This window comes from Pseudomonas sp. GW821-FHT07G10 (assembly GCF_059418545.1).
Genome location: NZ_JBWKQB010000014.1, coordinates 34734 through 45639 on the forward strand (window position 1 = coordinate 34734; position 10906 = coordinate 45639).

9 protein-coding genes are annotated in these 10906 nt (G+C 59.7%); 4 read left to right on the forward strand and 5 right to left on the reverse strand.

The window, feature by feature from the left end; translation table 11 throughout:
* Positions 1 to 14: 14 nt before the first annotated feature.
* The 3 genes from AC07O1_RS16670 to AC07O1_RS16680 form a co-directional block, all read right to left on the reverse strand.
* Positions 15 to 1526 carry an aldehyde dehydrogenase gene (locus AC07O1_RS16670; protein WP_495089402.1) on the reverse strand — a complete coding sequence of 504 codons (1512 nt, stop codon included), beginning with the start codon at positions 1524 to 1526 and terminating at the stop codon, positions 15 to 17.
* Between the two features lie 22 nt (positions 1527 to 1548).
* A complete protein-coding gene (locus AC07O1_RS16675; protein ID WP_495089403.1) occupies positions 1549 to 2526 on the reverse strand; it encodes a flavin reductase family protein in 978 nt (325 codons plus the stop codon).
* 131 nt (positions 2527 to 2657) lie between these two features.
* On the reverse strand, positions 2658 to 3257 hold the full coding sequence (locus AC07O1_RS16680; protein ID WP_494994783.1) for an amino acid synthesis family protein: 600 nt from the start codon (positions 3255 to 3257) through the stop codon (positions 2658 to 2660).
* Between the two features lie 168 nt (positions 3258 to 3425).
* On the opposite strand from AC07O1_RS16680, the gene AC07O1_RS16685 reads away from it, so the two are divergent.
* A complete protein-coding gene (locus AC07O1_RS16685) occupies positions 3426 to 5207 on the forward strand; it encodes a helix-turn-helix domain-containing protein (protein ID WP_495089404.1) in 1782 nt (593 codons plus the stop codon).
* Between the two features lie 112 nt (positions 5208 to 5319).
* Here the strand turns inward: AC07O1_RS16685 and AC07O1_RS16690 are convergent, their stop codons facing one another.
* On the reverse strand, positions 5320 to 5733 hold the full coding sequence (locus AC07O1_RS16690) for a VOC family protein (RefSeq protein ID WP_494994785.1): 414 nt from the start codon (positions 5731 to 5733) through the stop codon (positions 5320 to 5322).
* A gap of 277 nt (positions 5734 to 6010) precedes the next feature.
* Here AC07O1_RS16690 and AC07O1_RS16695 point away from each other — a divergent pair, with 277 nt between their 5' ends.
* The gene (locus AC07O1_RS16695; RefSeq protein WP_495089405.1) at positions 6011 to 7822 is read left to right on the forward strand and encodes an ABC transporter ATP-binding protein; all 1812 of its coding nucleotides are present in this window, start codon (positions 6011 to 6013) and stop codon (positions 7820 to 7822) included.
* A 111-nt stretch (positions 7823 to 7933) separates the two neighbouring features.
* Here AC07O1_RS16695 and AC07O1_RS16700 read toward each other — a convergent pair whose 3' ends face one another.
* Positions 7934 to 8959 (reverse strand): SDR family oxidoreductase, encoded by a 1026-nt coding sequence (locus AC07O1_RS16700; RefSeq protein WP_495089479.1) that lies wholly within the window; start codon positions 8957 to 8959, stop codon positions 7934 to 7936.
* 238 nt (positions 8960 to 9197) lie between these two features.
* Between AC07O1_RS16700 and AC07O1_RS16705 the strand changes: the two genes are divergently transcribed.
* Both AC07O1_RS16705 and AC07O1_RS16710 read left to right on the forward strand, forming a co-directional pair.
* On the forward strand, positions 9198 to 9857 hold the full coding sequence (locus tag AC07O1_RS16705) for a TetR/AcrR family transcriptional regulator (protein WP_495089406.1): 660 nt from the start codon (positions 9198 to 9200) through the stop codon (positions 9855 to 9857).
* A gap of 511 nt (positions 9858 to 10368) precedes the next feature.
* Positions 10369 to 10722: a hypothetical protein gene (locus AC07O1_RS16710; RefSeq protein WP_495089407.1), complete on the forward strand. Its 354-nt coding sequence runs from the start codon at positions 10369 to 10371 to the stop codon at positions 10720 to 10722.
* The last annotated feature ends 184 nt before the right edge of the window (positions 10723 to 10906 follow it).

Genomic DNA, 10906 nt, shown 5'->3' on the forward strand with positions numbered 1-10906 from the left:
TAACGAAGGCTTGATCAGCGCAGGCGAATGACGAAGGGGTCCTGCATCTCGCCGGAGTAATCGATGACCACATTCTTGGCCCGGGAAAACTCGCGCATCACGTCAAAGCCCCCGCGACGGCCGTAACCGCTCTGCTTGAAGCCGCCATTGGCAGACATGTAGGCGGCGCTGCGGTAGGTGTTGATCCACACCGTGCCGGCGTCGATCCGATTGGCGAAGCGCATGGCGCGATCGATGTTCTGGGTCCAGATCCCCGAGGCCAGGCCGTAGGAGGTGTCGTTGGCCAGGCTGATCATCTGTTCTTCCGAGGTGAACGGCATGACGCCCACCACGGGGCCGAACAGTTCGTCGCGCATGAAGGGCATGTCGTTGGTGGCGTTGGCCATGACGGTAGGTTCGAAGTACCAGCCTTCGGACAGGTGCGAGGCGGTGGGGCGTTTGCCACCGATGGCCGTCTGCGCGCCCTGTTTCACGCCGCTGGCGATGTAACCCTCCAGTTTTTGCAACTGGGCTTGCAGCGCCAGCGGGCCGATATCGGTGTGTTCTTCCATGGGGTGGCCGACGTTGATGCGCTGGGTACGGGCCACCAGGGCTTCAACGAACCTGTCATAGATCGGCGCTTCGACAAAGCAGCGCGAGCCGGCGACGCAACTTTGCCCGGCCGCGGCGAAGATGCCAGAGACCACGCCGTTGACCGCCTTGTCGATGTCGACATCGGCAAACACCACGTGGGGTGACTTGCCGCCCAGTTCCATCTGGCATGGCACCAGGTTGTTCGCCGCATTGCCGGCGATGCGCCGCCCGGTGTCCGTGCTGCCGGTGAACACATATTTGGCGATGCCTGGATGGCGGGTCAGGGCATCGCCGGTGACCACACCATTGCCAGTGACGACGTTGACCACGCCTGCCGGGAAGCCGGCTTCGATCACCAGTTCGGCCAGGGCCAGGGTGGAGGCGCTGGCATGCTCGGACGGTTTGATCACCACGGTGTTGCCGATGGCCAGGCATGGCGCGAGGGTGCCGGTGAGCAGCATCAGCGGCGAGTTCCATGGGGTGATCATGCCGATCACGCCCAAGGGTTCACGGGTGCTGTAGTTGAGCTGGTTGAGCTTGTTGACCGGGATGGTTTCGCCTTGCAGCTTGTCAGCCATGCCGGCGAAGTAGGTATAGGCGTCCGGCAGGGCGCTCATCTGGGCGCGCATTTCCCGCAGCAGCTTGCCGTTGTCGCGGGTTTCCAGCAGGGCCAGGGCTTCGGCGTTTTCCGCCACCAGTTGGGCCAGGCGATAGAGCAATTTGCCCCGCGCGGTGGGCGTCAGGTTGCGCCATTGCGGGTCGTTGAAAGTGCGCTGGGCCGACGCGACGGCATGGTCCACGTCGCTGGCATCTGCCTGGGCGAATTGATACCAGGCCTGGCCGGTCGTAGGGTCGAAGCTATCGACATAAGTCGCGCTGTTGGGGGCGACGAAGCGGCCGTCGATAAACAGGTTAAGGCGATTGCCCTCAAGGGCGCTGACCGTGGTTTTCATGCAAGAGTCCTGTGGGTGCGTGTCAAAGGGATTCGTGGGCCAGTGCTGCGTGTGGCAGCGGGGTGTTTTCGATCATTGCCACCCGGCCGCTGGCGGCGGAGCCGGTGTAAATGCCGAACTGCTGGTTCTGGCGCTCGCGGGCGTAGCGGCGCACCACTGAACGCAATTCGTTGACCGGCATCAGCTCGATGGGCAAGTCGTCCAGGGAGAAGAAACGCAGGGTGTCGGGCAACTCGGCGTCGAGCTGCCCGAGTTGGGCGCGGTAGATCAGGTAGCCGGGGTCGGTGTCGTCGACATCGAACACCGAGTACAGAAAGGTCGATTCCAGTTCGATCGGCAGGGTGCTCTGGCCCGCGTCAATGAAGCCCTTGCGCTTGCCCGCCACGGGCAGGGTCCAGCCACCTTTGCCATCGGCGCGGAACAGAATCGCGTCGCCGGCTTCGATCAGGTAGCCGATGATCATCTTGTGAGAGTCCAGCCAACTGGCCGGCAGCGGGTCCTGGATGTTGGCGTAGCGACCCCGGCAAAAACACAGCGGCAGCTTGGGGCTGGTGCCGAAGGCGCGGACCTGGCCGATCAGCACCAGGTGGTCGCCGGCTTCGATGCGCTGGTCCACGGTGCAATCGAACCAGGTCAGGCTGTCGGTGAGAATTGGCGCGCCGGTGTGGACCTTGTCGTGGTTGACGGTGTGAAACTTGTCCGGTGACTTGGAGGCAAACGTGCCCGAGACGTCCACTTGCCCTTCATGCAGCAAGTTGACGGCGAAGTGTTCGGTGCTGGCGAACGAGGCGTAGCTGGCCGCCGACTTGCCGACGCACACCAGGAGCAGCGGCGGGTCAAGGGAGACTGAGGTAAACGAATTGGCCGTCATGCCCCGTGGGTTGCCCTCGGTGTCATGGGTGGTGATGACGGTAACCCCGGTAACGAAGGTGCCGAAGGCCTGACGCAAGGCGCCAGGATCGACGGCTGCAACGTTGGCGCTGACCATGGTGCTCGGCATCGGAGTACTCCTGTTTTTAAGGGCGTGTTTCTTATGGTTTGCAGCAAGCCTACGGGGAAGAAAACCGCTGGGCTTGCGTCGATCAAGAGCAACCGCAGCAGAAGTTTTGCTGCGGTCCGAAGGGGGGTGTTTCAGTCCTTTGGACTTTCCGCTTCCATCTCCGCCATGTCCTGATAGCGGTCGGCAATACGCGGGTGCGGGCGCGAGCCGTCGGCGGCACCGATGGCGATCAGGACTTCGTCCGGCCCCGGTGCATCGGCGATCTGGAAATTGGCGGTGAGAAAATGCGAGCGCTTGCCGGTTTCGCTTTTGTGCACCATTGGCAGGGAGAGCAGGGCACCGGGTGCGTTGCGAGTGTTGGTAAAGCTCAGGTAGGCCGTGCCTTGCACCGCCTCGCGGAACAGGTTGCCAAAGCGCAGGGTGTGGATCAGCCCGGAGGCATGCTCGATTTCCCCGTTGACCCCGACGCAGGCGGCCTTGCCAAAGGCTTCGACCTGGTCGCCCGGCATCAGCGCTATCAGGCGGCGGGTCAGCTCATGGCCCAGGCCCGGGGCCAGGCGCAGGATCTCCGGGCGCAGGTTTTCCACGAAACCCTGGCCGGCCCAGGGGTTTTTCAGCACGGCGGCCACGACGATCAGGGTGATTGGCTTGCCGGCGTCCTTGCCGCCTTCGATAAAGGTTTGCTCGATAAAGGTGGAATACTTCCTGACGCCCAGATTCTCTAGATTCATGATGACTCGTCGCCCTTGTGGCTGTTGGTTATGGCCTTAGGCTAGGAGCAAAGGGAAACAGAGTCTTCCGTGGTTCAGCAGTGCAAATGAGCTGGACATTGCTCGGAACCGGAGCAAGTATCAGGCCGGCCTGGCGGGCTAGTTTCCTGCCGTGACCTTCATGTTCAGGTGAGCGCCTTGAATCGAGAAATGCAGATACTGTCGTTGCGCGATGTGGCCAGCCAGATCAACTCCGGCGGCGATCTGCAATCGATGCTGCACCAGTTGGTCTACGCCAGTTGTCGTCACACCCACTGGACCATGAGCTCAATCATGGCCATTGATATGGAGGCCGGTTTTGGCCACGTCATTGCCCGCCATGACCCGACCCTGGTGCAGCGGCCCCTGGTGGATTGCTGGGAGCTGTCATCCAGCCCGGTGATGACCGCCTTGCAGCGCAATGAGCCGGTGTTTATCCGCGACGTACGTGAATGCGAGTACCCCGGGTATCGCAGCGAATCCCTGGAGCGCGATTACCGTACGGTGATGGTGATGCCGATGAACTGCACCGACTTCGATGGTCGGCCCATGGTACTCAGCGTGATTTCCCGCACGATCATGGACGTGTCAGAGGAAGACCGGGTGTTCCTCGGCATGATCATCCATCTGGGCGCCATCGCGGTGGAGCGTCAGCGTCAATTGGAAGCCGAGCGCCGCGCCGCCGAACGCATGCAGCAGGCGTTGCATGTGCATACCACCTTGTTGGAGCACGTGCTGGGCGGCGGTTCCGTGACGTCGCTGTCGCTGATGGTCGGCAACCAGTTACCCAACCCGGTGATTGCGGTGGACTTTACCGCTAATCAGGTGGTGGCCGGTCGCTCACCGGATACGGCGTTGTTCGATGACATTGCCTGGCAGGCGGCGGTCGCCGGCGTGCTGAGTGTGCAGATCTCCAGGGCCGCGCATGAAAGCTTGAGAAGTGCGCTCAGGAGTACGGTCAATCTGTTCCTCGACGACGGCCAGCGTCAGTTCACCCTGCGGGCGCAGATCGAGCCGCTGATGGTCGATCACGAGCTGGTGGGGGCACTGGTGCTGTTCCCTGTGGCACAGCGGGTCAATGAGCTGGATCTGTTGATGCTGGAAAGCGCCAGGTTCGCCTTGAGCGTGCAGATGATGCGCAGCTTTATCCGCTTTCGCTTCGAAACCCGAACCCAGACCGAACTGCTGTTCGAGGTGCTCGAAGGTCGCTGGCGCGACGCCGATGATATCCAGCAGCGGGCGCAGCGCCTGGGCATCAGCTTCAGTACCGCGCAGCAAATGATCATTATCGATTACGGCGGCAAGGCCCAAGAGTCGAAGAACCTGCATCACAACGTGGCACGAATCCTGGCGCGGGCGGCGATCCACTCAACGGTGATCATCGTCGACAATGGCCTGGTGTGCCTGGTGCCCTCGGAAGGCGAGAAGGGCCGGGAGCGGCTGGCCAAGGTCCAGCGCCAGATTGCCGATGACCTGGCGCACTACCTGGGGGCCGAGCCGATTCTGCTGGCCAGCGGCGTCTGCAGGATGCTGACCGATTACCCCGCCGCCTGGGAACGCTGCAGGCGGCTGATCGATATTGCTCGTTCGTTCGGCCGCAATGGCCCGATCTCCGATCAGGACTTTGGACCGATACCCATCTTCATGGCGGCGGTAGGCGGTGAAGATATTCGTACCTTCGTCAATGAAAGCGTCGGTGCCATGCTGGCTCATGACCGCAAACACCAGACGCCTTACCTCGAAACACTGACCGTCTATCTGAGGGAAAGCTGCCGCAGTCAGGCCTGTGCTGATGCAATGGGAGTGCACGTGACGACGCTCAGGTATCGCCTGTCGCGGATTCAGGATCTGTTCGGCATTGATGTCGAGACGCCGGAGCGGCGGTTTGCCACGGAGTTGGCGATTCATTTGCAACGGGTGATTGATAACTAGGATGACGTTTTCGAAATAAATGAACCCTTCAGTGCACCGGCCCACAGCCGGGTGGTGTGGCAGGGGAGCGACCGATGAAGGCCGTCCCCTTATCGAATGGCTGAAACCAGGTTCACTGATCCTTTTCGCAATTGATCATCCACGACACACCGAAGCGATCAACCAGCATTCCGAAGCGGGCCGCCCAGAAGGTGGCTTCCAGCGGCATTTGAATCGTCCCTTTGTCCGCCAGCGCAGCAAAGATCCGCTCTGCTTCGGCAACGCTGTCGACATTCAACGAGATCGAACAACCGCTCATACCGTTAGTGGGGCGATCGGGTGTGGTGTCCGAGCCCATGATTGCCTGATCGCCGACCAGCAGGCGGGTATGCATGATCAGGTTGTGACAGTTCGCTGGAATTTGCTCGCGAGCCGGGCTTTCGCCGAAGGTCATCATGACTTCGATCTTGCCTGGCAGGCATTGGGCGTAGAAAGTGAAGGCGGCTTGGCAGTCGCCGTTGAAGATCAGGTAGGGATTGATTTTCATGTTCTGCTCCCGGCAATGGTGGGTGCATCGGCTGGAGGTTGGGTTTGTCCTCGAATTCCGATGGGCGTTGACCCCCAGTAGCAAAGCGCTAAATCGCGGTGGGCGGTTGTGTTTTTTTAGATGTTTTTTCTATGGATCAGCTGAGGCTTATCGCCTCACCTGCAGACACCCGCGTTAGCTGGAGCGCCCCGTTGTCGAGCTGAAGTACCATGGTGCATTGTCATGATCAACGAACCCGACACACCCATCTCCCATCCGCCGCCGAGTCCATCGCCCTATGCCTGTTCTTGACCGTTTCGCCTCGTTGCTCGACCAGGCGAGACGTGCCTTGTTGCTGGTCTGGGGAACGTCCCGCGGGCTGTTTCTGGGGCTGGTGCTGGCGACGCTGATTGCCGGTGTGCTGCCGGCGTTGGCGGCCTGGCTGGGGCAGCGCATCGTCGATGCGGTGGTGACCGCCATGCAGTTGCACGCCCGGCAGGGCAGCGCGCCGTTGTGGCCCGCTGTGCGTTATGTGCTGTTTGAAGCCGGTGTGCTCGCGTTACTGTCCGGGACCCAGCGTGCACTCTCGGTCCAGCAGTCGTTGTTGCGGGTGCAGTTGGGGCAGAAGGTCAACACCATGATTCTGGAGAAGGCTCAGACCTTGTCCCTGGTGCAGTTCGAGAACTCCGAGTTTTACGACAAGTTGGTCCGGGTGCGGCGCGAAGCCTCGACCCGGCCGTTGGCGCTGGTGATCAAGTCGCTGGGGCTGATCCAGAACCTGATTGTGCTGATCAGCTTCGGCTTGTTGCTGGTGCATTTTTCACCTTGGGCGCTGGTGCTGCTGGTGGTCGGTGCGTTGCCGGTGTTTTTCGCCGAAGCACATTTCTCCGGCGATGCTTTTCGTCTGTTCACCCGGCGCGCGCCGGAGAGTCGGCAGCAGAATTACATCGAGACGCTGCTCTCCCACGAGGGCTACATCAAAGAGGTCAAGTTGTTTGGTTTTGCCCCGCTGCTGTTGCAGCGATACAGAGACACGTTCACCCGTCTCTACGCCGAAGACCGGCGCCTGACCCTGCGCCGGGATGGCTGGGGATTTGTGCTCGGTCTGCTGGGGACGGGGGCGTTTTATCTGGCCTATGCCTGGGTGGTGGTCGATACCGTCCACGGCAACATCAGCCTGGGGCAGATGACCATGTACCTGGTGCTGTTCAAGCAGGGGCAGGCTGCCGTAAGCAGCAGTCTGAGCGCCATCAGCGGTCTCTATGAAGACGGGCTTTACCTCTCGAGCCTCTATGAGTACCTCGCCGAACCCGTGGTGGTGGACACCGGTGGCCTGAGCGTGGGCGTCGTGCCCGGTGACGGAGTGCGTTTCGAGAATGTAGGTTTTCGCTATCCGGGGGCGAGTCGGGCCGCTCTGGAGGGCATCAACCTGCACCTTGTACCGGGTCGCAGTGTGGCACTGGTGGGTGAGAACGGTTCGGGCAAGACCACGCTCATCAAATTGCTGACCCGTTTGTATCGCCCCGATCAGGGGCGCATTCTGCTGGACGGCAGCGATTTGCAGGGCTGGGAAGAGGATGCGCTGCGTCGGCGCATCGGCGTCATCTTCCAGGATTACATTCGCTACCAATTCTCCGTGGGCGAGAACATCGGTGTGGGCGACACCCTGGCCTTTGACGATGAAAAACGCTGGCATGAAGCCGCCGCCGAGGGCATGGCCGCACCCTTCATCGAGCATCTGGATCGAGGGTATGCCACGCAATTGGGACGATGGTTTGCCGGTGGGCAGGAACTGTCCGGCGGGCAATGGCAGAAGATCGCCTTGTCCCGCGCCTATATGCGCCGCAACGCCGATATCCTGATTCTGGATGAGCCGACCTCGGCACTTGACCCGGCAGCGGAAGCGGCGGTGTTCGAGCATTTCAGCCGGCACACCCAGGGCCGCATGACCTTGCTGATTTCTCACCGTTTCTCCAGTGTGCGCAATGCGGACCACATCATCGTGCTGGACCAGGGAACGATCCTGGAGCGGGGCGATCACGACAGCCTGGTCGCGGCTGGCGGGCGCTATGCGCAGTTGTTTGACTTGCAGGCACGGGGTTATCGATAGACCGGGAGCTTCATGAGGCCCCCGGGCCAATCACGGTCAAGGCATTGGCGGCAGTTCATGGGGCTGCAGATCGAACACCTGCACTCTGACACCACCACATCATGGCTGGACTTATGCCGTTACCTTGGGTAGCCAATCATGGCTGCGATACCAGGCGACCGTATCGGCAACCGTTTGCTCAAACGGTCTGAACTTCAGGGCGAGTTCGTTTTCGCTCTTGGTATGGTTGAAGTGGCTGCGCCCGGTTTCCTTAACCATCAGCCGTACAGTCGCCAGGCTGAGCAGGACAGGTTTGCCGCTGATGCGCGCGTAGAGTTCCTGGAGTGTGGCCAAGGTGTACAGCAGGGGCAAAGGCAAATCGCGCGTCGGCGTCTTGACGCCTGCGATTTTGCCCAGCAGGGGCACCAGTTCCCGCATGGTCATGTGGCGGCCTGCTGCCAGGTAACGCTCTCCGCTTCGTCCGCGCTCTGCCGCCGCGATATGCGCCAGTGCTACATCCCGGGCATCGACAACGGAAAAACTGCCCGGCACCAGACCTGGCAATTTGCCAAGAACCACGTCGTTGACAAACTGCCCCGATGAGGTGGGCCCGATGTCCGCGGGGCCCCACATCCAGCCAGGTAGCACCATGCTGGCATGCATGTCAGGATGGTGCTCCAGAAACGACAGCACGGCCTGGTCGGCCAGTATCTTGCTGCGGTAGTAGTCGTCGGCATCGGCCAGTTCACGCAGGCAGGTCTCGTCGATAGGTCGGCCCGGTTCCCCATTCAGCACCGCAATGGATGAAGTCTGGATGAAGTGCCGGATGCCGGCACGGTAAGCCTGCTCGATGAGCCGCTGTGTCCCGTTCACATTGATGCGTTTGAGTTCTTTCCAGTGGCTGCCCCCCTTGTAGTTGTCTCGAAAAAAGGCGGCGGTGTGAAACACCACATCGCACCTTTGCAACGTCCTGGAGAAGGCAGACACGTCCGCCATATCGCCCACCACCAACTCAACCCCCGCCAGCCCGGCGAACTGTTGCCGGCCTTTGGCCTGTGAGCGGACCAGTGCCTTGACGGAGAAGCCGCGCGCAACCAGCTCGCGCACAAGGTTGTTGCCGAGCAGTCCGGTAGCGCCTGTAACGAAAGCGGATTTCAATTTTTTGGTATTTTGCATGTCGAGTGATTTTCAAAGTCCATTTGAGTTTTAAATGTAGCGAAGAGTAATGACAGATATCAAGTGATATCTGAATTTCCCGGGGAGGCTGTCAACGGGTTGCCGGAGTCGACCCCGGGTTGGCGTGTCGCCCGTCTGACGGGCGATACCAATATCCGGCTATGCCCCCTGCGCAAAAGCATCGTTTGATACCCAAAGTTCATGTGATATCTTTTTGCGCATGAACCCACAGACCGCAAGAAAACGCCTGACCCGCGAGGAAAGCCGGGCCCAGACACGTGAACGCCTGATCGAAACTGCGCAGCACCTGTTTGTATCGAACGGGTATGGCGGCACATCGATCCGCGATCTCGCAGACAGGGCCGGCTATTCGCAAGGCGCCTTCTACTCAAACTTTTCCAGCAAAGAGGATGTCCTGCTGGAGCTTTTGCGCCGGCATATGGAAGCCGAAGCGATGCAACTTTCCACGGTCATGGAAAGTGACGGACGAACGCCGGAACAGCTGCTCGCGGGATTGGAGACCTGGGCTTCCACGCTCAACCACGATGCCGATTGGTGCATGCTGTCCATCGAGCTGCAGTTGCATGCCAACCGCAGTTCGACGTTCGCTGTTGAATACCAGAAGGTCTGGGATCAGCATCGGGCCGAGATTGGTCGCGTTGTCAGCCAGCTGTTCAGCCAGCTCGGGCGCATTCCCCCTGCCGCGCCGGACGAACTGGCCGCAGCGTTCATGGCGCTGACCCATGGACTGGCCCTGCAAAGAGTGAGCACTCAGCCTGATCCGTCAGGGCGGCTGATTCTGGTGTTCCTGCGCGGGCTGATCGAAAGTGCCGTGGTTGTCGAGGCAGCATCGACCGGAAGCGTTCGTCCTCGCCATTGAAATCCGAGCGGTGCGAGTTGACCGCGATCTCACCCGTGTTGGCTGGTGCGTCAGGAGGAAGCTGTAAGTACCCGCTTGGTGGTTCCAGAGTCGGTGTAACCAGGCCATCTTTGAAGTGTTTATAGTTTGGTTGTATTTTCTGGTAACTCCCTGTGCGGGTGCCAAAACTTCTAAACAGTTCCGTAATATCGCCTACATACTTCATGTGTTGCACCAGTTGTGAAGTAACTCGGGAATTCAACACGCCGTTAAGTTAAAAAGTTGATGCGTCGTCTTGGCGTTGGCAGCGGTGCGGCCATTTTTTGATGTCTGCGTTTTGGGGTTGATTGTTATAAAAGGTCGGAAATATTTGTTTGTGTTCGCCTGAATGCTTCCAGGCGTCATGCTGTTTAAGGAAGGCGGGGCTGTTAGAAAACGTCGAGTAACGCATATCGAATAAAGCGTAATGTAATGATGGCAGGTACGTGTACTTAGCGAAATATGACTTCACGAAGCGAAGGGGTATACGTTTTTGGAAGCCTTCGATGATTTGATTCTTGGCTATGTATTAAAGAAGCTGACCGATGTATTTGAAGAGATAGTGGCGGTTTCAAAAAACACCCCTTCGGATAAGACGACGGGCGTCGTGGGTACCAGGCAAGGTAAAGCTGCAAAGAAAATTCCCGTCTGGCTGGGGCGCTTGAGAGTCAGCACTCCTTATCAAGTGACCCATGCGCTGCTTGATCAGATGCACGCTTCACGAAAGCTTAATCACGACCTGCGCTACGAGGCACAAGCCGCCTTGCTGGAGGCACTGGTGGAGGAAGAGCTGGCGATGGACACCGCGAGTTATTCGGTGGCTGTTGTCGAGGGTCGATTGAGGTGATTTCCGGATCGCTGAACGTGTTATCTATTGGGCTCGCTCTGCGTGTGAGAAACACTTGGGGAATGGCTAATAGGCCGCCGGGTGCTGCTGAATGGGGTAGAGGTTGATTACGCGATCTATACCGACAATCAGATTGGCCTGGTGGTCACACCGCCCAGATGAACGACTTCCACGTCACGGTTAT

Bases quoted from the DNA above. Each gene is read 5' to 3' on its own strand.
- AC07O1_RS16695 (WP_495089405.1), top strand. From the start codon at position 6,011: ATGCCTGTTCTTGACCGTTTCGCCTCGTTGCTCGACCAGGCGAGACGT.
- AC07O1_RS16705 (WP_495089406.1), top strand. From the start codon at position 9,198: ATGAACCCACAGACCGCAAGAAAACGCCTGACCCGCGAGGAAAGCCGG.
- AC07O1_RS16670 (WP_495089402.1), bottom strand. From the start codon at position 1,526: ATGAAAACCACGGTCAGCGCCCTTGAGGGCAATCGCCTTAACCTGTTT.
- AC07O1_RS16690 (WP_494994785.1), bottom strand. From the start codon at position 5,733: ATGAAAATCAATCCCTACCTGATCTTCAACGGCGACTGCCAAGCCGCC.
- AC07O1_RS16680 (WP_494994783.1), bottom strand. From the start codon at position 3,257: ATGAATCTAGAGAATCTGGGCGTCAGGAAGTATTCCACCTTTATCGAG.
- AC07O1_RS16675 (WP_495089403.1), bottom strand. From the start codon at position 2,526: ATGCCGAGCACCATGGTCAGCGCCAACGTTGCAGCCGTCGATCCTGGC.